Genomic DNA, 23239 nt, shown 5'->3' with positions numbered 1-23239 from the left:
CAATCGAACAAACGGACACCACCCGAAGCGACGGGCTTACCTATCCGACATTAACGCGAACCGACGAGAACAACCGTCGGTTTTCTCGTTTGTCCGGTTTCGTTACAATGAAAGCGCATACTGTAACGGGAGGGCATGCCGATGAACTTCGATTTAAATATTGTTCCGTTCAGCAGAAGAGAATCGTTTCTGGCGATTTCCTTGCTGTCTGCGGCGAAAGATAGAATAGAAGGCTTGTATTTGCGGACGGTGCGCGGAGGAGACGATAAGTTCGGTGAAGCATTCCGCATTGAGCTGATCGACAATGAGAAACAACCGATCCCGTTCGAGGCGATCGCTTCTCCGGAGCGCATCCGGCTGACATCGCCAGGCCAGGACGCTAGCATAGACGCTAATGTATGGGCAGAAATTTGCCTGCCTGAACGTGGTGTGGCGCGCTTCCGGACGAGCGGCTGCGGTATTCGGCTCACGTTCCGGACCGCTGCATACGACTACGCTTATAAAGCCGCCGATAATCGTTGGGAAGTGAACAGCTTTACGCACGAATGCCGGTTTATGCTGACGGCGCTCGAAGGAGAACTGAAGACGGAAGTGCCGTGGGATGCGATCAAGAGCTCTTATGTCATCGCCGACTTCTTGCCGGATGCCGATTCGGGTGTTGCGGACTTCGCGATCGAGGAGTTCCGGACGGTAATGGTGCCAAGAAACGAATGGGAGTCGTTCGATGACGCCGTCGCGCGGGTGAAAGCGGAGTTCGCCGAATGGCTCTCCCGTTCGCTGAGCGCTCCCGAACAGTTGCAAGCCGGGCGGGAGCTCGCGGCATACATTACGTGGAGCTGCCTTGTACCTGCCGAAGGTCATCTAACGCGTCCGGCGATGTATATGTCCAAGAACTGGATGACCAACATCTGGAGCTGGGACCACTGCTTTAACGCGATGGCGCTCGTAAGACATGATCCGAAGCTGGCCTGGGATCAATTTATGATTTTCTTCGACCGCCAGGACGAGAGCGGGCTTCTGCCGGATTTTATCAACGACAAGTTCGAGCTTTGGAATTGCAACAAGCCGCCGATTCATGGCTGGACGCTTCGCTGGATGATGGAGCGGACGGATTTCATCGGCGAGCAGCAGCTTCGCGAAGTCTATGGCCCACTGTCGAAATGGACGAATTGGTGGTTCCGTTATCGGGACGACGACAGGGACGGCATTCCGCAATACAACCATGGCAACGATTCCGGCTGGGACAACAGCACCGCCTTTAATAACGGCATTCCGATCGAAAGCCCGGATTTGACCGCTTACTTGATCGTGCAAGCGGAAGTGCTGGCGGACATTGCGGATCAGCTCGGATTGTCCGAAGAGGCCGCAGGATGGCGGCGGCTTGCGGCGGGCACGCTAGAGAAGATGCTCGCTCACTTCTGGAAGGATGGCCGTTTCGTCGCATGCCGTTCCGGCACGCACGAAACGTCTCAAGGTGACAGCTTGCTTCTGTTCGTACCGATTCTGCTTGGCAAGCGGCTGCCGGACGACATCCGCAACGCGCTGCTGAACGGGCTGCGAGATGAGAATCGCTTCCTAACGGCGAACGGGTGGGCGACCGAGAACATCAACAGCCCGTACTACAAGGACGACGGCTATTGGCGCGGGCCGATCTGGGCGCCGTCGACCATGTTGCTCGTTGACGGCGTCGACTCGGCCGGCGATCGCGAACTGGCCCAAGAAGTTGCCCGCCGGTTCTGCGCGATGCTTTCCCGCAGCGGTATGGCAGAGAACTTCGACGCACTGACCGGCGCAGGGCTAAGGGATCGGGCGTTCACTTGGACATCCAGCGTTTATCTGATCTTAGCCCACGAGTATCACGACAAGGTATAAACGATAATCCATGCGCTTCTCCAGGCAAGCCGACAAAGGCTGCGGGAGAAGTGCTTTTCCCGTTTCTAATGCCGCTTTTACTCGAATTGTGCGCTGAATTTCGTTTATGCTACACTGCTTGTACAACAATTCCGATTCGCGGACAAGGGGGAGCTGCCATGAACGTTATTCATTCGATCAAGCGAATTTCCTCCCGTCTACTGTCCGGTTCCTTTCGCAGTATTCGCACGAAGCTGCTTGTTTGTTTTCTGATCGTGACGATCATTCCGCTACTGTCGCTTGGCGCTCTTTCTTATTATCAATCGGCGAAGACGGTCAACTCCCAATTCGGCAAATACGGACAGAATGCGGTGGCGCAACTGGATCAGCAGACGAGCACGTATTTGAATCGGATGAACCAGACGACGGAAACGATCTATTCCTACCTGCTCGATCCGGCGAGAGTAGGTCTCGGCGAAGGCATTCCGACAACCTATAAAGAAATTATGGACAAAAACGATTTGGAGGATTTCCTGAAAGCGCTTAAGACAGGTAGAACATCCGGCATCTATATTATTACTCGTTCGGGATACTACTATGGCAACAACGATCTCGACGTCAGGAAGCTTGACCGCATTCCGACTTGGCGCGCGATGCCGGATTCGTATACGGGCGAATATTGGCTTGGCTTCTATCCGCAAGATCACATGATGGACAGTAAGGATGCGACGACGGAGCCGCTAATGCCCGTGCTCGGTTTGGCCGTTCCGATTAATAATCCATACGGTGCGCTGCGGGGGAGTAAAATATTGATCGAAGAGGATGCGGAGCCGCTGCTTGAAATGTTCCGATTGTTCGAGAACGATACAAGAGCCCATCTGCGCATCGCGGATTCGACAGGGCGTGTCGTCTACGAGACGCAAGCAGAGTTCGCTCCGCACGACAGCGATATCGTCTGGACGAGGCGATTGGAGCCTAACGACTGGACGATCGAAGCGAGGCTGTCGTCGAACGCGTTCTATCGCTCTTCAAGTATCATCCGCTCGAACACGATCGTCGTCGCGCTTGCGTCGTGTTTGTTCGCTTTCGGTCTCGCTTACTTGTTCTCGTCGAGATTCACGGCGCGTATTCGGCGGCTGAAGGATTCGATGCAGAAGGTCAGCTTCGGCAAGCTTCATACGCGCACGAAAGTGGAAACGAACGACGAGCTAGGCAGCCTCGACATGAGCTTCAATAATATGGTGGGCGGAATTCAGTCACTCATTCAGGAAGTCGAAAGGAACGAGCGGCTGAAGAAAGAAGCAGAGCTGAAGGCATTTCACTATCAGATCAATCCTCACCTGCTGTTCAATACGCTCAACTCGATCCAATGGAAGGCAAAGCTCCAAGGTGCCGAAGACATTCGCGAGATGCTGTATCACCTGACGATGGTGCTCGAAGGCAATCTGGATATTACGCAAGAACTCGTTCCCCTTGGCAGGGAGCTACGGATGATCGAGCATTTTCTGAAAATACAGGAAGTGCGTTACGGGTCTGTATTCGGGTTCGAGCTCGTATGCGACGAATCGTTGAAACGTTACTTGATTCCGAGGATGACGCTGCAACCGTTGTTCGAAAATATTTTTTTCCACGGGTTCGAGGATGGGGAAGGCCGTATCTGTCTGACGGTCGAAGAAGAAGGCAGCTTGCTGAAGCTTACTCTCGCGGACAATGGTGCAGGCATTCCGCCGGAGAAACTGAACAAGCTCTTCAAGCCTGGCGTCAAGCGCAAGGGCAGAGGGGGCCTAGGGATGCAAAACGTGGACCAGAAGTTCAAGCTGCATTTCGGGCAACAATACGGATTAAATGTAAAATCAGTCGAAGGGGAAGGGACGACGATTCTCGTTCAATGGCCGAAGAAGGAGGAGGAGGGAAATGGAAACGACGAGAACGATCAAAGTGTTGATCGCGGATGACGAAAGCATCGTGCGCAAAGGACTCCGCGCGACCGTTCCGTGGAGCGAGTACGGTATGGAAGTCGTGGCGGACGCTCCGAACGGGCGCAAAGCGTGGGAGGCGTTTCTTGTCCATCGCCCCGAAATCGTCATTACCGATATCGTTATGCCCGAGATGGACGGCATCGAGCTGTCGCGCAAAGTGAAGCTGGAAGCTCCCGACACCAAAATCGTGCTGCTCAGCTGCCATCGCGATTTCGAATATGCCAAGGAGGGGCTGAAACTCGGCGCATCCGGCTACTTGCTAAAAACCGCCTTCGAAGACGATGAGCTGGAAGGGATGCTTGAGAAGTTCCGGGACGAATTGTGTGCGCCTCCGTCGAAGGAGCAGGAGCGTGCTTCGGATGCGGAAGCGGACGACGAGCGAATCGGCACGATGCTGTATGCTTGGCTAAGCGGTCATAGCGACAAGTTTAAGCAAGAGATGGAGAAGCTAAGCCGGGAAAAATGGTCATGGGGCGGCGAACCGGTCTACGTCTATTTAATCAAAACATCCGCGGACAATGTCACTTGGCCTGAGCTGCAGGCGGATTCGAATAACGAGTCGTTGCTAAAACAAGGCGCGATTGTTCCATTCGGCGATGAACGCCACTATTGGCTACTTCCCGAATCATTCAAGGAAGCGGCGGATAGCTGGCTCGTCGAGAAAAAAAGCGCGTACCCGAAGCTGCAATGGACGAAGAAAGGGCCGATCAGCGATACGGAAGGCAGGCTTCGGGCGATCGAGTCGATGCATCGGGACGCGGAGCTGGAGAAAACTTACGGCGTGACGCCGGGCGATTGGCCGGAGCCGATCTGGAAAGCGGTGAAGCTGCTGTACGACAATCCCGCAGCCGAATGGTCTGTCAGCGACGTTGCGGGTCAGGTCGGGCTCAGCCGCAGCCATTTTTCCATCCTGTTCAAGAAGACGGTCGGGCACAGTTACGTCGCCTTTCAATATAAACGCAAGCTGAAGCTTGCGACCGGCCTGCTGAAAGATACTTCGCTGACGATGCAGGAAATTGCGGAACGGACGGGGCTGGGAGACAGCAAATATTTCAGCAAGTGGTTCAAGCGCTGCACGGGCGAGACGCCAAGCCGCTATCGCGCGGAACAAAAAGACGGCGTGTCCAGAACGGAATGACTCTAGACAGCTCATTTGAGAATAAATGTTTGAAAAATAGCGGTGTGGGGGAGATTCCCACGCCGCTATTGCTCTTTTTGGGTCCACCTCCCCATAGTCACATTTTGCAGCAATGAGCCACGAATTCGCCCCAGTAGCCTCCCCATTGTCACATTTTGCACCCTTCTCTTTCTGAAACTGGCGACGGGTTCGGCTTGCCAACATCCAAAGAAATCAAACAACGATACAAAGTTTATGTATGTTCCGCATTTCGGACCCGAGAGATAATGAGGACACCGCAGAACAAGAGGCGGAAGCAGGGAGGATCATCCGGATGAACGCGCAAATCGGTCTTCAAGCTTACTCTGTCCGGGAACAATGGGACAAAGATATTATCGGAACGCTCGAGCGGCTTGCCGCAATTGGATACAAGAATTTGGAGTTGGCGGTCGCGAATGACGGCGGGGACATACTGACAGGCGGATTAACGGCTGACAAGCTGCGCATTCAGCTTGATCGCCTCGGCATGAAAGCTGTATCAACCCACGTGTATCCGCTCGACAACGACAATTGGGATAGAATCATTGCTTTTAACGAAACAGTCGGAAGCACTGCGATTGTGTATCCAATCCATTTCTTCTCGAGTTTACGGGATGTGCAGGATTTGAGCTGTAACATGAACAAGTGGGGCGAGATTTGCCGCAACAATGACATGGACTTCTACTTCCATAATCATTTCCATGAGTTTCAACCGATGGACGGTCAGACGATTATGGATCGGCTGCTGAATACGACGGATGAAAATCTCGTCAAGATCGAGCTGGATACGTACTGGGCGTTAAGGGGCGGCGTTGACCCGATTGAATATCTTCGCAAGTTGGGCAGCCGCTGCGATCTGTTGCATCAAAAGGATATCCCTGCGACGACGAATCCGGTCAATATGTTCGAGATCCTCCGTAAGGATGAAATCATTACAGAAGAACGCTTCTCCGAGCTATGGAAAGTGGACGATTTCACGGAGATCGGCGACGGCGTGATGAATATTCGCGACATTTTGGATGAAGTGCGCAAGCTCGGCTTCGCGAAATACGTATTCGTCGAACAGGATATGACGAGAATGCCGGCTTTAGACAGCGTAGAGCGCAGTTATATGAACTTCAGCAAGTTATGGCAGATGGCAGATTAGGCACATTAGGAGGCGAAGCAACGCGATGAGTAAATTCAAAGTCGGCATTATCGGATGCGGCAACATCAGTTCGATTTACTTTACGAACTTGAAACGTTTTCACATGCTTGAGGTGGTCGCGTGCGCGGATTTGAATCTCGAGAGGGCGAAAGAACAAGCGGCTTTGTACGGCGTTCCTAAAGCGTGCGGAGCGGACGAGCTGTTGGCCGATCCCGACATCGACATCGTGCTTAACTTAACGATTCCCGCGGCGCATGCGGACATTCATCTTCGGGCGCTGGAAGCAGGCAAGCACAGTTACGGGGAGAAGCCGCTCGCGTTAAATCTCGAAGACGGCAAGCGAATCTTGTCGCTAGCACGGGAGAAAGGTTTGGCGGTCGGATGCGCACCGGACACGTTCCTTGGCGGCAGCCTTCAAACATGCCGGAAGCTGATCGACGATCGATGGATTGGCGAACCGATCGGCGCAACCGCTTTCATGATGTCCGAAGGACCGGAAAGCTGGCACCCTAATCCGGGTTTTCTGTATCAGAAAGGCGCGGGTCCTCTGTTCGACATGGGGCCGTACTACTTAACCGCGCTTGTTCATTTGCTCGGTCCGATTCGTCGGGTATCCGGATCGACGCGGATCACGTACCCCGAGAGAATGATCACGAACGATTACCATTATGGGGACAAAATACAAGTACAGACGCCTACCCATACCGCGGGGCTTCTTGATTTCCATAGCGGCGCGGTGTGCACGATGATCACCAGCTTCGACGTATGGGGCTCGAAATTGCCGCACATCGAAATATACGGGACTCACGGGACGATGATCGTGCCCGATCCGAACGATTTTGGCGGTCCGATTCTAGTGAAACGACACGATTGGCCGGAGTTCAAAGAAATTCCGATGGTATACGGCTTTACCGGCAACCATAGAGGTCTTGGGCTGCTGGACATGGCGCATGGCATTGCAAGCAAGCAGTCTCATCGTGCGAACGGCGAGCTGGCGTACCATGTCCTCGAAGCGATGCACGGGTTCGAAATCTCGTCGAACGAAGGTCGGCATTACGACGTCGCCAGTACGTGCGCGCAGCCAGAGCCGCTTCCAATGGACGGCTATAGATTCAGCACGAAAACACGAGTCGATTGAAGCATAGACGACGGCAGTAACAGCGGCAATATCACAACATTTCTCCAAAAGGCGGGATTCCAACATGGCTCAAGCGAAACGGATTGCATCTTTTCTTCTTGTCGGCGCAGTTGCAACGGCATCCTTATCCGCATGCGGTTCTTCCAACGGGGAAGGCGGGCAGCCGAACGGAAGTGCATCCGCCCCAAGCGGCAGCGGAAGTACAGGCGGCAAAAAAATTACGCTGTCCGTACAGACGCCGTATGCGGACGAAGCGAATCCGAACTTAAAGACGTTAAGGAAGCTCGTTGCCGAGTATACGGCGGCGCACCCGAATATTACGTTCACGATCGATGCGCTTCCGACCGATCAGCAGAAGCTGAAGCTGAAGACGCAAGCGGCGTCCAACGAAATACCGGACATTACAAGCTTGAATCCGGGCGCCCAGATGAAGCCGTTCGTCGACGAAGATTTGCTTGCTCCGCTCGACGACATTTTGGACAAAGACGGGCTTAGGGACACGTTCAAGAAAGACTTGCTGAACAATTATACGTTCAACGGCCACACGTACGGGTTGCCGGAGCAACTGGACATTGCCTACATCTATTACAACAAGGACTTGTTCAAAGAAGCAGGCGTAGAAGTGCCGAAGACGTACGAAGAGTTGGTCGCGAGCGCCGCGAAATTCAACGCGAAGGGCATTGTCCCGATGACGATCGGCGAGAAGGAAACGTGGACGGGCTCGTTTTTCCTGATGAATATTTTGCTGCGCGAATCGGGCCCCGGTTTCCTGAAAGACGTACTGGAGAAGAAAAAACAGTTCACCGATCCCGCCTTCGTACAATCGATTAACAAGTTCAAAGAGTTCGTTAAAGCGAAAGGTTTCGAAGAAGGCGCTCCTTCCGTCGATTACGCCACGGCGATGAACTTGTTCCTGACCGGCAAGGCGGCGATGTACTTCTCCGCTTCATGGGATTCCGGTTCGATTGAATCGTCTTCGATCAAGGACAAAGTTGGCGTCTTCTCGTTCCCGACGGTAGACGGCAAAGGGGACGTCGGTCAATTCATGCTTTCGCCGGGCAACTCCTACGTCGTATCGGCAGCGAGCAAACATATGGCCGAAGCGAAGGATTTCCTGCACTTCTATATGACGAATTTCCCGAAAACGATGTTCGAGCTTAAGGGCGGCGTAGGCTTGGCGCAAAACGTGGACGGCGACTTCAAGGCGGCGGGGTACTCGCAAGCGGCCATCGACGTGCTTGGATTGTTCAAGACGGTGACGGGCGGAGATCTCGCCTTCGACAATACGATCGATCCGACGACGACCCAGACGCATTTGAACGCCGTGCAAAATCTGTTTGTTTCCGACACGAATGCGGAAGAGGTAGCGAAGGAGCATCAGAACGATTTCGAGATCAACAACCCGTAACATAAGAGAAACGAGCGGGGAATCGGGTTTGCCGGTTCCCTTCTCTCTTCCGGGAGGAAAGCATCATGAGCGTCATGAAAGTACCGAAAAGAACGATCGCCTTATACGTGCTGCCCTGTCTGGCATTATTTCTGGCGGTCGTGATCGTGCCGGTCATCGTCTCCGTTTATTATTCCATGATGAAGTGGAACGGCATCGGCGGGGCTAAATGGGTCGGCTTGCACAATTACACGATGATTCTGACCAAGGACCGGGTATTCTGGCCGGCCATGGCCAACTCGTGGAAGTTCGCCCTGTTCTCGGTCGCCGAGATCGTCTTCGCGCTTTGGGTCGCCGTTGTGCTCAGCCGATACGTGAGACGTTCTAACTTTCTCGTTTCCGCCTACTTTGTTCCGGTCATTTTATCCGTCGTGATCGTGGGCCAATTGTGGAAAAACATTTATAATCCGCTGTCGTTCGGCGGGCTTCTCAACTCCGTTCTGAAGCAGGTCGGTCTCGGCAACTGGACGCACGGTTGGCTGAGCGAACCGGATACGGCGATGTACGCGCTTATTTTTATCGCCATCTGGCAATATCTCGGCTACAACATCCTGATCCTGTTTACGGGCGTGCAAAATATTCCGAGCGACATTTACGAAGCAGCGCGGATCGATGGAGCGGAAGGGCTCAAGGCTGACTGGTACATTACGCTTCCGCTTGCCGTACCGGTCATCAAAATCTGCGTCGTTCTCGCCGTTATCGGTTCCTTGAACGCCCTCGACATGGTCATGGTCGTCACGGGCGGCGGGCCGGGACATGCGACGGAAGTCATTTCTTCTTACATGTACAACAAAACATTTCTGTCCATGCAGTACGGTTATGGAAGCGCGCTTTCGGTCATACTTGTTGCGCAATGCCTCATCGCGACGCTGGTACTCAATCTGATGTTTAGACGCTCCGAGAAAAATGCGCTGTCGTAAGGGGGGACGAAAGTGATGAAAATCGGAAGAAAGTTCATGTGGCTTGTGTTGTCCGCATTGCTGGTCACGCAAGTGTATCCGCTCGTATGGTTGCTGCTCTATTCGCTGAAATCGAACGAGGAAATTTTGTCCGGCGGCATCCTGAAGTTCCCCAAGGCGCTGAAGTGGAGCAACTATCACGATGCGATCTATACGGGCAACTACGGGCAATATTTTACGAATAGCGTCTTCGTTACGGCAGTAACCGTGCTGTTCACCTTATTGCTTGCTTCCATGGTCGCTTATGCGATCGCCCGCTTCGACTGGAAGTGGGGCAATCCGGTGCTGCTGATCTTTATCATCGGAATGATGATTCCGCTGCAGTCGACGCTGCTGCCGCTCGTTGTCGTATTCAAGAAAATACGCATTTTGGACTCTTATATTTCGCTATTGCTGCCTTATGTTGCTTTCGCATTGCCGATTGCCGTATTCGTTCTGGCGACCTTCTTTAAGTCGATACCGCGCGAAATGGAAGAATCGGCGTCCATCGACGGCGCTTCCGTCAACCGGACGTTTCTAAGCATCATCGTCCCGCTAGCCGTACCGCCGCTGATGACCGTTACGATTTTGACGTTTATTCCGACTTGGAATGAGTATATTATGGCTGCAACTTTTATTTCGACGGACAGCTTGAAGACGCTGCCTTTCGGCGTATACAGCTTCGTCGGGAAGTTCACGACGAATTTCGGTGCGATCGGCGCGTATTTGGTACTGGCATCCCTTCCGGTCATTCTGGTCTATTTCCTGCTATCCGAAAAAATCGCCAAAGGCATGGTTGCCGGGGCCGTCAAAGGGTAGGAATCTTCCATGGTCAAGCTAAACTCCTTGCGTTTCCGTATGTTCGTGCTGTTTTTTCTGTGCTCGCTCGTTCTGTTGACTTTGATGTCGGCGCTGTATTATCAGCGCTCGGCGGATCAGGTTAACGCGAGAGTCGGAGACGTTGCCCTTAAGAACGTATCGCAAGCGGGACAAGCGGTCGATCTGCTGCTGAATGGCTACGAAGGTCTCGCGAAGTCGATCGCCGGCAATTCCGATATTCAAAGACGCGTGGGACAGAAGGAAACGAACGGCGCGCTGCGGACCATTAACGAAAGAATGATCAATAACGCGCTTGGAGCTATTTTTTACGCATGGCAAGATATTGAGGGGATCTATGTTCTCAGCGATTCCGGAGCTGCTTACAGCTACGGGCAGCGGGGCACGCAACTGATCGACGCCGATTATGCCAAGCGGGATTGGTATGAGCGGTTGACGCACACCTCCGGAGAGATCGTATGGTTCGGCGTTATGCCGCGTTCCATTCTTGACAAAGGCGAAGCCGAGCCCGTCTTCGCCTTCGGCAAAAAAATGTACGATGTCCTTCAGACGAAACCGATCGGCATTGTTGTCGTCGAAATGAAGCCGGCAGGCATCATCAATATGGTGACCCATCTGCATATTACCACCAATAGCCGCCAGTATTTGGTCGACCGCAGCAATGTTGCCGTCGTGGCCGAGGATGTTGCGCTGCTTCAGCGCAAGCTGGATATTGACGACTTGAATCCGGTGACGGATACGTCGCCTGGCTTACAGACGAATGCGAAAGAGATGGTTGTGACCTCCGACCTTCAGAAAGCCGACTGGCGCCTGATCGGAATTACGCCGAAATCGGATCTTTCCCTGGAGCTGTACGCGACCAAAAGATATTTTCTCGTCATGCTAACTTTGCTTGTGACGTTGTCCGCCATTCTAGCGTTTACAGTGTCGAATCTGATTTCCCGTCCGATCAAGCGGGTGACCAGGGAGATGAAGCGCGTCGAGCATGGGAACTTGGACACGATGAAAATGAAGTCGTTCGACGAAATCAACGTGCTGGTGGCGGGCTTCAACCGTATGGTACAGCGCGTTCATGAACTGCTGGAGCGCGTGCGCGTCGCGACGGCGAGCGAGAAGAACGCACAGCTTACCGCGCTGCAATCCCAGATCAATCCTCATTTTTTGTTTAATACGCTCGACATGATCTACTGGATGGTCGACGACGACCGCGAGCGCGGCAAGCTCGGCGATGTCGTGCTCTCCTTATCCCATATGTTCCGTTACAGCAGCGATTGGGAGAATGCCGGGCTAGTCACGTTACGCGAAGAGCTGGAGCAGGCAGATCACTACTTGCTCATTATCAAGACGAGGCTGGGCGGGAAATTGGACTTCACGGTGAATGTGCCGGAGCCGTTCCTCGATTCGCCGGTGCCGAAGCTGATTTTGCAGCCGATTGTCGAGAATGCCGTCATCCATGGGCTGGACAAGCTGAAGGATAGAAGCCAAGCGGCAATCCGCATCGAAGTCGAAGATGAAGGCAATCAATTGCTCGTTCACGTCATGGACAAAGGCGTAGGGATGGACGAGGCGATTGTCCGCCGCGTGACGGCCAATCTTGACCGGGGAAGCGAGCATGGGAAAAGCATAGGGCTCAGCAACGTGCACGCCAGGCTTGCCCTTCGTTTCGGGCCTCGTTACGGCTTACGTATACGCAGCGAACCAGGAGAAGGCACGACAGTAACGATCGTCATGCCGAAAGGACGGATCCGCGATGAACATTCTGATCGTTGACGATGAAATCCATATTCGCGAAGGGTTAAAGCGCACGATCGAGTCATCGCTCCTGTCGATGAAGGTGTGGACGGCCGAATCCGGGGAGCAGGCGCTGGATACGCTGCGAGAAACATCGATCGACATCGTGATCGCGGATATTATGATGAACGGCATGACGGGGCTGGAATTGATCGCTGCCGGCAAAGCGTTGTACAAACGAATCCACTGGATCGTCCTTTCCGCTCATTCCGACTTTCAGTTCGCTCAGGAAGCGATTCGCCAAGGCGCGCGCGATTATTTGCTGAAGCCGATCGGCAAACCGAAGCTGATCGAGCTGCTCGCGCGATTAAGCGAAGAAATCAAGCAGGAGGAGGCGCTGCTGTCGGGCGAGAAGCTGCTGGCTCGCAACTTGCATCTGTTGAGAGAAGCGGTCTTTCAGCGGTTCGCGAATGGGCTTGATATCGGCTCGCTCGATCTGTCGCAGCTGGCCGAGCGTTACGCCGACTTCCATCTGATCATGATCGAATTGCATGAACATAAGGAAGCCTCTTTGTATCATTTTATATCGGAAAATATTATGACGGAGATGGTCGCGGCCAAAGAGCAAGGGTTCGTGTTCAGTCTGGACGGACGTACGATCGTTGGTTTGCTGGCGACGAAAGAGAAGTCCGAGGCTTTCGTCAGCGAGTTGAAGATGATGCTTGACCGCTGTCTGAAATGCGGCTTCGATATTCAATCCAGCAAGCCGATGAACGATTTGCGAGACATCCCCGCCGTTATTCGGGGGATGCGCAGCCCGTCCGCCGCGCGGGGCGCGGAGGATGAGGGTAGGCATGCGGAGGAGAGCCCTACAAGCGTCATTCCGATCGCGATCCAGTACATTCAGGAGCATTACCGGGAAGAGCTGTCTCTGGAGAAGGTGGCAGCGGCCGTCTATTTGAACGCGGCCTATTTCAGCCAACTGTTCAAGACGAAGACAGGCCAAGGCTACAAAGAATACGTGACCCGGCTGCGCATGGACAAAGCGGCGGAGCTGCTGCGGCATACACAGTTGAAAGTAACCGAGGTCGCTTATCGTGCGGGGTTCCAGGATATCCGCCATTTCACGCAAGTGTTTCGCAAAACCTATCAGACGACTCCGACGGAGTATCGTCAGCAACATCAACAAGGGGAGGCGTGAATCGGACATGACATCAACTATCGATCATCAAATAAGCCAGATGACTTTGGAAGAAAAGGCGGCGTTTGTCGCCGGCGCGGATATGTGGAAAACGGCGTCGTTGGAGCGACTGGACATTGATTCGATTTATATGTACGACGGCACGAACGGCATTCGCAAGACGCAGACGACTAACGAGCTGGGGATCTTTGCGGGCAACAACATTCCTGCAACTTGTTATCCGACTGGCTCTACGCTCGGGGCGTCTTGGAACGTAGAGTTGCTGAGGGAGATCGGCGAGGCTTTGGGCGTCGAAGGCAAACACCTGGACATCGATCTGCTGCTTGGACCGGGCATTAATATGAAACGTTCACCGCTTGGCGGCCGGAATTTCGAATACTATTCCGAGGATCCTTGCCTGTCGGGCGAATTGGGAGCCGCGTTCGTGAACGGGCTGCAAAGCGAGGGCGTAGGCGCTTCTTTGAAGCATTTCGCCTGCAACAATCAGGAAACCGAGAAGATGGCGATGAGCTCGGAAGTCGACGAACGAACGCTGCGCGAAATTTATTTGAACGCATTCGAACGCGTCGTCAAGAAGGCGAACCCTTGGACGATCATGTGCTCTTATAACTTACTTAACGGCGAATATACAAGCGAGAACGACCATTTGCAACGCGAAATATTACGAGAAGAATGGGGATACGACGGCGTCGTCATGTCGGACTGGACAGCCGTGCATGATCGGATTCGCGCCTTGAAAGTCGGGCTCGATCTGGAGATGCCGGGGCAGGCTCATCATAACCGGACATTGATCATTGAAGCCGTTAAGTCGGGAGAGCTGGCCGAAGCAACGCTGGACGATAGCGTCAGGCGAATGCTGGCACTGTACGACAAAGTACAGGCGGGTAAAAAGCTAGGCAAAGCTTACGACTGGGAAGCCCACCATGCGCTCGCTTACCGGGCGGCGGTCGAGAGCATCGTGCTGCTCAAGAACGAGAGCGGCACGTTGCCGCTGCGGGCGGAATCACTGGCGAGCCTCGCCGTGATCGGCGGGCTTGCTAAGGCTCCCCGCTATCAAGGCGGAGGCAGTGCGCGCGTGAACCCGACCAAGCTTGATATCCCGTACGAGGAAATCGTACGCGTGGCGGGGAATGACACAGCTGTGTCATTCTCGGCAGGTTATCGGTCCGACGAGGTAGAGGACGAAGCACAGGACGATGCGCTGATCGCGGAAAGTGTTGCGCTTGCCGCGCAAGCGGATGCTGCTGTGCTATTCGTCGGCAAGCCGGAAGGCGCGGAATCGGAAGGGTTCGATTTGAAAGATATCGATCTGCCGCCGCAGCAGGTGAAGCTGATTCAAGCGGTCGCTGCGGTGCAGCCGAAATGTATCGTCGTGCTGAGCAATGGCTCCGCAATCGCGATGTCGTCCTGGATCGACGGCGTTCCGGCGATCGTCGATATGTGGCTGGCCGGACAAGCGGGCGGCAGCGCGATCGCCGACATTTTGTTCGGCTTGCGGAATCCTTCAGGCAAGCTGTCCGAGACGTTTCCCGTTAAGCTGTCGGACAATCCGTCGTTTCTGTCTTTTGGCGGCGAAGGCGGCAAAGCCGTCTATTCGGAAGGCTTATTTACCGGCTATCGCTACTACGATAAGAAGGAACTTGCACCGCAGTTTCCGTTCGGGCATGGCTTGTCGTACACGACTTTCGAATATTCGGGCTTGTCCATGTCCGGCGGGGCGGAAGGGGTTACGGTCAAGTGCAGCGTACGCAACAGCGGGGCCATGACGGGACAAGAAGTCGTTCAACTGTACGTTCACGACGAGCAGTGCCGCTGGATTCGCCCGGTGAAAGAGCTCAAGGCGTTCCGTAAGATCGAGCTACATCCGGGCGAGGAAACGGAAATTGTATTTTTGTTGGAGCCAAGGGACTTCTCCTATTATGATCCGGATCGGAAGCAATGGACGGCGGACTCGGGGGATTTTGAAATCATCATCGGCAGTTCGTCTGCGGATGTAAGGCTGTCGCATCGCATATTACTCGAGTTCCCGGCTACCGGCTTCCGCTATCACGAATATAGCTTGCTGAAAGAATGGCTGGACAATCCGCAAGCGTCTCCGATTCTCATGAAGTCTTTGGCGGAGATGAACCGTAACAGCAAAGATCAGGTGTCGATTGAAGAGCCGGGCGTGATTGGTTTCTTCGGAGATGCTCCTCTCATTAAGCTGTTCCAGATGTTCGGGCAAGATTGGTTGGTTGATCAATCTCCCGAGCAGTATGTACGAGGGATGATTCAAGAGTACGAACGCGTCTGCGGTTAATGCGGTGGAATGTATAGGCAGGAATTCAGGAGAGAAAAATAATGGGAATTACACCTTTTATGCGCCTGTGAGGTGCTGAATCGCTGCCGTACGGAACAAAAAGACGGCGTGTCCCGAACAGAATGACACCTTGAAGCAGGAATCGAACAAAAGAACGCGAACACTCGAATAGTTGTCGGTTTTGAACCGCTTACATCGTTGTTACAATAACGATGTAAGCGGTTCAAATTATTTCTCGAACGAATTAGGGGAGGCTGCTCGAATGATAAACAAAAGCTCGAAAGCCGTTCTGGCCACAGCGTTGGTCGCAACCGTGTTGACGGCATGCGGAGGCAATAATAGCGGTAATGATAACGCCGGAGCATCTGCATCGCCAAGCAAGTCCGGCGGCGAATCGACAGGTACGAAAACGATTCGTTTTGCAACGTGGGATACAGGCGACGCGCTGAAAATTCAGCAGGATATCGCCAAGAAATTCGAAGCTTCGCATCCAGGGACGAAAGTTCAGGTGGAAGCGTACGCGGACGGCTTCGACCAGAAGCTCGCGGCAGGGTTCGGCGCGACGAATCCTCCGGACGTGATGTACATGTGGGATTTCCCGACGTACCACCAGTCGCTGGAACCGCTAGACAGCTATACGCAAGGCGACGCCAGTCTGAAGATGGAAGATATTTATCCGGGACTGTTCAACTACGACAAAATCGACGGCAAGCTGTACGGCATCCCGGTCGGATTCACGACACGGGTAATGTACTACAACAAGAAATTGTTCGATGCGGCGAAGGTGCCTTATCCGCAAGACGGCTGGACTTGGAGCGATTTCCGGGAAGCGGCGAAGAAGCTGACGAACAAATCCGCCAAGCAATACGGCTTCGGCGTACGTGCTTCGAATGACACGTACGATCTGCAAGGCTTCGTATGGAGCAACGGAAGCTCGTTCATTTCCGACGACGGCAAGACGATCGACGGCTTTATGAATAGCAAAGAAACGGCTGAAGTCATTCAGACGTTCGGCGACATGGTGAAGGATGGCTCTGCGGTTATGGTCGGCGGCAAAGGCCAGCAAGGCGGCGAAGATATTTTCAAAGCCGGCAAACTCGCGATGTGGGAAAGCGGTATTTGGCCGCTCGAAGGCTTCAAGTCGGCGGGTATCGATGTCGGCACGGTGGAAATGCCGGCGTTCCCGGGCAAACCGTTGAAAGGCGTGATCGCCGAATCCGCGCTGTCCATCGCCAAAGATTCGAAGCAGAAAGAGCTGGCATGGGAATTCGTGAAGTATTACGTATCCGACGAAGCGATCAAAATGCGCACCGCCGATCTGCCGATCCGGGTCAGCGTCGTCAACGAGTTGAAGAAAGACCAAGATCCGCTGTATAAGCCGTTCTACACGATGCTCGAGCGCTCCGACAACACGCCTGCGTTCTTGCTCAACGCCAAGTGGAACGAAATCAACCGGCAATTGTCGGCAGCCGTCGAAGCTGTCGTGCACGGAAGCGATGCACAGGATGCGTTGAACCAGGCGGTTAAAGACAGCGAGCGGTATTTGAAGTAGATCTAAATAATATGGAAGTTCAAAATGCTCGTTTTCTGATAGGCTTCGCGATCAAAAGCGGGCATTTTGAACAACCTCTCGGAAAGAAGGTATGGAGATGGCTCAAACTTACCCTCAACAAGCGGGGGAATACGCGGCCAGCCTCAAGCCGACAAAGAAACGGAAATGGGGTAGGGTGACGCCCTACCTCTTCATTTTCCCGTGGATATTCGGTTTTCTCGTATTCACGTTAGGTCCGCTGCTATTTTCGCTAGTTATCTCCTTATTCGATTGGCCGATCGTCGGCCAGGTGAAGTTTATCGGGCTGGGCAACTACATCGATATGTTCACGGACGATCCGCTGTTCTGGAAATCGTTCGGCGTAACGTTGAAGTTCGCTGCATTGTTCGTGCCGTTAAATATCATTGTCGCACTCGGACTCGCCATTCTGCTTAATCAGAATACGCGCGGCAACGCCTTTTTCCGGACGGCGTTCTACTTGCCATCGGTCATTTCCGGCGTTGCGCTGGCGATGATCTGGGCATGGGTGTACAGCGGCGAATACGGCATTCTGAACTATTTTCTGTCTCTCGTCGGCGTGCAAGGTCCGGATTGGCTGAACGATACGCATTGGTCTCTCGGCGCGATGGTACTGGCCAGCTTGTGGGGCCAAGGCTCGATGATGCTTATTTTTCTGGCGGGGCTAAAAGGCATTCCGAAGGACCTGTACGAATCGGCTTCTATCGACGGCGCAGGCAGGATGAGACAGTTCTTCAGCATTACGGTCCCGATGCTCAGCCCGACGATTTTGTTTAACTTGATCACCTCGATCATCGCGGCGTTCCAGCAGTTGACGCTGGCGCTCGTGCTGACCGGAGGCGGTCCGCTCAAATCGACGTATTTCTACGCGATGTACATGTACGAGAATGCATTCAAGTATTTCAAAATGGGATATTCCGCAGCCAACGCGTGGTTTATGTTCCTGATTGTGCTTAGCTTGACGTTCCTCGTATTCAGGTCTTCCGCGGCTTGGGTGTATTACGAGGGTGAAATGAAACGCACTGCGAAACCGGGGAAGAGGAGGAAGCCGTCATGAGAAAAGCGATCGTGTACGGGCTGCTTATCTTCTGCTCCCTCTTGTTCATCGCTCCTCTGTTCTGGGCGCTGACGACCGCTCTGAAGTCGCAGACGGAGTTATACTTGTTCCCGCCGAAATGGTTTCCTTCCGTCTGGAAGTTCGGCAATTTCGCGGAAGCGTGGTCGGTACAGCCGTTTAACCTTTTTCTGAAAAATACGGTTATCGTGACCGCTCTGGCGACGTTCGGCCAAGTGCTGTCGTGCGCGCTCGTCGCCTACGGCTTCGCCAGATTTGTGTTCAAAGGCCGCGATTTCTTGTTTCTCGTCGTTCTGGCGACGATGATGATTCCTTGGGAAGTTACCATGATTCCGCAGTACATGGAGTTCAATTATTTAGGCTGGATCAATACTTTAAAGCCGCTTATTGTGCCTTCGTTTTTCGGTTCCGCTTACTTCATTTTCTTGCTGCGGCAATTCATTATGACGATCCCGCGCGAGATGGACGAAGCTGCGACGATCGACGGGGCGAGCAAACTGGGCATTTTTGTGAGAATAATCGTTCCACTTATGGGTCCTTCTCTTATTCTGGTTGCTGTGTTCCAAATGTTAAGCTGCTGGAACGATTACTTGGGACCATTGATTTTCCTGAACGACCAATCGAAATATACGCTGACGCTCGGATTGTCGCAGTTCAAGGGTATGTACGGCGTTGATATGCAATCGATCATGGCGATCACATGTCTGATCTCGATTCCGCCGCTTGCGGTATTCTTCTTCGCGCAGCGCTTCATCGTCGGCGGACTTGCGGGTACGGGCATTAAAGGATAAAAATGCGCCTCCGGATGTTCGGGGTCGGACTGATTGGATTATATGGACTTATAGAGAGAGCATCGAGAGGAGCGGCAAAACCATGCGAGACATACGAGAGCACAAAGTCGAGAGAGACTGGGATAATCTGCAGGTACTGGAGCGGGGCAGGGCGAGGAGCCGGGCTTACTTCATTCCTCATTCCGATCGTTCGGAAGCGTTGAACTATGACCGGGGAAGTTCCCCTTTGTTTAAGTCTTTGAACGGTTTATGGAAATTCCACTTCGCCGAAGGACCGGAATGGGCGCCGGAAACGTTCTACGAAGAAGGCTACGACATCTCGGGCTGGGACGAGATCCGGGTGCCGGGCCACTGGCAATTGCAAGGTTACGGCAGTCCGCATTACACGGACTTGTATTACCCGTTTCCCGTCGATCCGCCTCGCGTGCCGAACGATAATCCGACCGGCAGTTACGTTCGCGAGTTTGAAGTGCCGACAGATTGGGACGGACGCGTCGTGTCGATCAAGTTCGACGGGGTGGACAGCGCGTTCCACGTCTGGGTGAACGGTTCGTTCGTCGGTTATAGCCAAGGCAGCCGTTTGACGTCCGAGTTCGATTTAACGCCGTACATCGTTAAGGGCGTTAATCGTCTGGCGGTGCGGGTGTACCAATGGTCGGACGGCAGTTATTTGGAAGACCAGGACATGTGGTGGATGAGCGGTATTTTCCGCGATGTCTACTTGATCTCGGAGCCATCGGCCATCCGTATTGCGGATTATCGCGTCATAACCGAGCTTGATGCGGATTATCGGGATGCGCTGCTGCGCGTGCAGGCGGAATTGGCTGGAACAGAAGTTGCGGGTAATGTGGCGTTGCGATTGACAGATGCGTCAGGGGCGCTGGTGGCAGAAACGAGTATGAGTGTCGAAGCCGGGCGTCCGTTCGTTGAGTTCGCTGTACCGGTTGCTTCGCCGGAGCTATGGACCGCCGAAAGCCCTTATTTGTACGATTTAATGATGAGTGTGATCGGTTCGGACGGCCAACTGACGGAAGCGATTGCTCAGCGCGTCGGTTTCCGCCAAGTTGAAGTAAGGGGCGGTCAATTCCTCGTCAACGGCAAAGCGATCCTGCTGAAGGGCGTCAACCGTCACGACCACCACCCGGATACGGGACGTACGGTGTCTCTGGCGACGATGCGCGAGGACATCCTCATGATGAAACGGCACAACATCAATGCGGTTCGAACGGCGCATTATCCGAACGATCCGCGGTTTTACGATCTGTGCGACGAACTCGGTTTGTATGTCATGGAAGAGACTGACCTGGAGACGCATGGCTTCCAGCTCGTCGGCAACCTGTCGAAGCTGAGCGACGACCCGGCTTGGGAAGAAGCGTACGTCGATCGGGTACGGCGAATGGTCGAGCGCGACAAAAACCATCCTTCCGTCATTTTCTGGTCGCTCGGTAACGAGTCTGGCTTCGGCTGCAACTTCCGGGCGATGTCGAAGTGGTGCAAGGAAGCCGATCCGACGCGTCTCGTCCATTATGAGGAAGATCGGGAAGCGGAAGTGTGCGACATCGTCAGCACGATGTATTCCTCCGTCGAGAAGATGGAGGGCTTCGGCAAGCTGGAAGACCATCCGAAGCCGCATATCCTTTGCGAATTCGCCCACGCCATGGGCAACGGTCCCGGCGGGCTGAAAGAATATTTCGATACGTTCGATGCTTATCGCCGACTTCAAGGCGGCTTCGTCTGGGAGTGGATCGATCACGGCATCCGGGTGAAAAAACCGAACGGCCGCAGCGATTACGCATACGGCGGAGATTACGGGGACGAGCCGAACAATGGCAACTTCGTCATCGACGGGCTTGTCCGTCCCGACAGGACGCCGTCTCCGGGACTCATCGAGTACAAGAAAATTATCGAGCCGGTTCGGGTCGAATGGCTTGGTGGGGGCCGTGTGCGCATCATCAACCGTTATGACTTCGTTACGCTGGATCACTTGCATGCGGAATGGAGCGTAGAGGCGGATGGTAAGACGCTAGGCAGCGGCGTACTGAAACTGCCACGAATCGGAGCTGGCCAAAGCGCGGAGATGGACATCCCGTTCGAAGACGCGTTCAAGAGCGCGCCGCAAGGCGCGGAGCGTTGGCTGAACGTCGGCTTCTCGCTTGCGGCGGACACCGCTTGGGCGAAGCGCGGTCATGAGATCGCGTGGGCCCAATTCGCAGTGGAAACTGAAAGCGAAGTTGGTGCGGTTGGTGCGGGCGTCGACGTTGCGAAGCGCGAGCCGCTAGCTTGCACGGAAGAAGGACGGCACGCGGTATTGTCCGGCGACGGTTTCCGCGTCGCGTTCGATACTTCGCGGGCGACGATCTCCTCGCTGCGCGTAAACGGCAAAGAGCTTGTGAAGTCCGGTCCGCGTCTGAACTTCTGGCGGGCACCGATCGACAACGATATGTACGTCGTGGAAGATTGGCGTAAAGCGTACCTCGACAAGCTGACGGAAAGAATCGACGGCTACCGTTGCGAGCGGCTGGACGACGGCGCAGTTCGATTGACGTGGAAGTCGCGTGTCGCGCCTACGGTACTCGATTGGGGTTTCCGCTGCGAGACTTCTTATACGGTGACGGGCTCCGGGCTGATCATCATCGACGTGCACGGCGTTCCCGAAGGTACGCCTCCAGCCATGCTGCCGAAGATCGGGCTGCAGCTTGAGATTCCGGGAGATACCGACATCGTTCGCTGGTACGGCCGCGGCCCCGGCGAGAATTATTCCGACAGCAAGCAAGCGGGTAGGATCGGCGTTTACGACAGCGATGTCGACGACATGTACACGCCGTACGTTTATCCGCAAGAATACGGCAATCGCACGGACGTCCGCTGGGCATCGATCACGGACGGCTCCGGGCTTGGATTGCTGGCGACGGGATCGCCGACGCTCGAGTTCAGCGCGAGACGTTACACCGACCGCGATCTGGAGCAGGCGAAACACGAGAGCGATCTCGTGCCGCGCGAATTCGTCACATTAAACTTGGACTACCGCCAGAACGGGCTCGGCAGCAATAGCTGCGGGCCGGCGCAATTGCCGCCATATGCGGTTAAGGCGGAAGAGTTCCGCTTCCGGATAATGTTTAGGGCCTATTCGTCAGGCGACATCGCTCCCGAGCGGCTGAGCCGCAAGATGGCCGCGGAAGCGGCAGCATGGGTGATTGATAACACTGCGGCGGCAAGCGGCGGGGAGTCGGCAAGTATGCCCGGCGCGACGAACGAACAAGGAGGAAACGACGATGCTTAATACGCTTGATGTCTTGAATTTGGAACATAAGGTCGCCGTCGTGAGCGGAGGAGCTTCCGGTATCGGACTGGCGACGGCGGAACTGCTCGCTTCATTCGGAGCGCATGCGATTCTGCTCGACATTAACGAGGCGCAAGGGGAGCAGGCAGTCGCGGGCATTCGCGAGAAAGGCGGACTGGCCAGCTTCTACCGCTGCGACGTCTCTTCGTCGGCGGATTGCGAGCGTGTAGCGTCCGAGATCGACGCGGCTAACGGGCGAATCGACATTTTGTTCAACAATGCGGGCATTATCCGCCGGAAGACGGTCGTCGAGCTGGAGGAGCGGGATTGGGATCTCGTCATCGACGTCTCCCTGAAAGGCGTATATATGCTTTCTAAATATGTGATTCCGATTATGGCTCGGGGCGGCGGTGGCAGCATCATCAATTCCGGCTCCGGCTGGGGCCTGAAGGGCGGAGATCGCGCCGCAGCTTACTGCGCGGCGAAAGCCGGCGTCGTGAACTTGACGAAAGCGATGGCGATCGACCACGGCGTCGAGAACATCCGCGTGAATTGTGTATCGCCGGGCGATACGGACACACCTTTGCTGCGCGACGAAGCGAAGCAATTGCAACAGGACGAAGCGAAGTTTCTCGTCGATTCGGCCAAAGGCCGCCCGCTGGAGCGCCTGGGCACGCCGCGCGACATCGCGAACGCAGTGCTGTTCCTCGCCAGCGACCTGTCTTCCTGGGTGACCGGAAGCGTGCTCGTCGTCGACGGCGGCGGCATCGCGTAAAGCGGCATAAGTCTCTGGACCGTG

At 54.4% G+C, this 23239-nt stretch carries 16 protein-coding genes; all 16 read left to right on the top strand.

Annotation, left to right across the window (positions count from 1 at the left end):
* The first annotated feature begins 141 nt into the window (after positions 1 to 141).
* Entirely contained in the window at positions 142 to 1872 is a 1731-nt protein-coding gene (locus ACFPOF_RS32495; protein ID WP_378140170.1) for an amylo-alpha-1,6-glucosidase, read from the top strand.
* A gap of 158 nt (positions 1873 to 2030) precedes the next feature.
* Complete coding sequence (locus ACFPOF_RS32490) at positions 2031 to 3806, top strand: cache domain-containing sensor histidine kinase (RefSeq protein ID WP_378140168.1); 1776 nt, start codon at positions 2031 to 2033, stop codon at positions 3804 to 3806.
* Positions 3766 to 4968: a response regulator transcription factor gene (locus ACFPOF_RS32485; RefSeq protein ID WP_378140166.1), complete on the top strand. Its 1203-nt coding sequence runs from the start codon at positions 3766 to 3768 to the stop codon at positions 4966 to 4968. Before ACFPOF_RS32490 ends, ACFPOF_RS32485 begins: the two co-directional genes overlap by 41 nt.
* 313 nt (positions 4969 to 5281) lie before the next feature.
* On the top strand, positions 5282 to 6133 hold the full coding sequence (locus tag ACFPOF_RS32480; protein ID WP_378140164.1) for a sugar phosphate isomerase/epimerase family protein: 852 nt from the start codon (positions 5282 to 5284) through the stop codon (positions 6131 to 6133).
* A gap of 25 nt (positions 6134 to 6158) precedes the next feature.
* Positions 6159 to 7271, top strand: a complete 1113-nt coding sequence (locus ACFPOF_RS32475) for a Gfo/Idh/MocA family protein (RefSeq protein WP_378140162.1) — start codon at positions 6159 to 6161, stop codon at positions 7269 to 7271.
* 64 nt (positions 7272 to 7335) lie between these two features.
* Entirely contained in the window at positions 7336 to 8679 is a 1344-nt protein-coding gene (locus ACFPOF_RS32470; protein ID WP_378140160.1) for an extracellular solute-binding protein, read from the top strand.
* 65 nt (positions 8680 to 8744) lie between these two features.
* On the top strand, positions 8745 to 9638 hold the full coding sequence (locus tag ACFPOF_RS32465; protein WP_378140158.1) for a carbohydrate ABC transporter permease: 894 nt from the start codon (positions 8745 to 8747) through the stop codon (positions 9636 to 9638).
* A 15-nt stretch (positions 9639 to 9653) separates the two neighbouring features.
* On the top strand, positions 9654 to 10475 hold the full coding sequence (locus ACFPOF_RS32460) for a carbohydrate ABC transporter permease (protein ID WP_378140156.1): 822 nt from the start codon (positions 9654 to 9656) through the stop codon (positions 10473 to 10475).
* A 9-nt stretch (positions 10476 to 10484) separates the two neighbouring features.
* Positions 10485 to 12263, top strand: a complete 1779-nt coding sequence (locus tag ACFPOF_RS32455; RefSeq protein ID WP_378140154.1) for a cache domain-containing sensor histidine kinase — start codon at positions 10485 to 10487, stop codon at positions 12261 to 12263.
* On the top strand, positions 12244 to 13425 hold the full coding sequence (locus tag ACFPOF_RS32450; RefSeq protein ID WP_378140152.1) for a response regulator: 1182 nt from the start codon (positions 12244 to 12246) through the stop codon (positions 13423 to 13425). The genes ACFPOF_RS32455 and ACFPOF_RS32450 overlap by 20 nt, the downstream gene beginning before the upstream one ends.
* 7 nt (positions 13426 to 13432) lie before the next feature.
* Positions 13433 to 15724, top strand: a complete 2292-nt coding sequence (locus ACFPOF_RS32445; RefSeq protein WP_378140150.1) for a beta-glucosidase family protein — start codon at positions 13433 to 13435, stop codon at positions 15722 to 15724.
* Between the two features lie 262 nt (positions 15725 to 15986).
* The gene (locus tag ACFPOF_RS32440; protein ID WP_378140148.1) at positions 15987 to 17276 is read left to right on the top strand and encodes an ABC transporter substrate-binding protein; all 1290 of its coding nucleotides are present in this window, start codon (positions 15987 to 15989) and stop codon (positions 17274 to 17276) included.
* 97 nt (positions 17277 to 17373) lie between these two features.
* Positions 17374 to 18351, top strand: a complete 978-nt coding sequence (locus ACFPOF_RS32435) for a carbohydrate ABC transporter permease (RefSeq protein ID WP_378140146.1) — start codon at positions 17374 to 17376, stop codon at positions 18349 to 18351.
* Positions 18348 to 19160, top strand: coding sequence for a carbohydrate ABC transporter permease (locus ACFPOF_RS32430; protein ID WP_378140144.1), 813 nt, complete (start codon positions 18348 to 18350; stop codon positions 19158 to 19160). The genes ACFPOF_RS32435 and ACFPOF_RS32430 overlap by 4 nt, the downstream gene beginning before the upstream one ends.
* A gap of 82 nt (positions 19161 to 19242) precedes the next feature.
* Positions 19243 to 22440 carry a beta-galactosidase subunit alpha gene (gene ebgA, locus ACFPOF_RS32425; RefSeq protein WP_378140142.1) on the top strand — a complete coding sequence of 1066 codons (3198 nt, stop codon included), beginning with the start codon at positions 19243 to 19245 and terminating at the stop codon, positions 22438 to 22440.
* Entirely contained in the window at positions 22433 to 23215 is a 783-nt protein-coding gene (locus ACFPOF_RS32420) for an SDR family NAD(P)-dependent oxidoreductase (protein WP_378140140.1), read from the top strand. The genes ebgA and ACFPOF_RS32420 overlap by 8 nt, the downstream gene beginning before the upstream one ends.
* Positions 23216 to 23239 lie beyond the last annotated feature (24 nt).

This window comes from Cohnella soli (assembly GCF_042655525.1).
GTDB classification, from domain to species: Bacteria; Bacillota; Bacilli; order Paenibacillales; family Paenibacillaceae; genus Cohnella; species Cohnella soli.
Note: the sequence above shows the minus strand (reverse complement) of the source record. Positions and strands in the feature narration are given on the sequence as shown.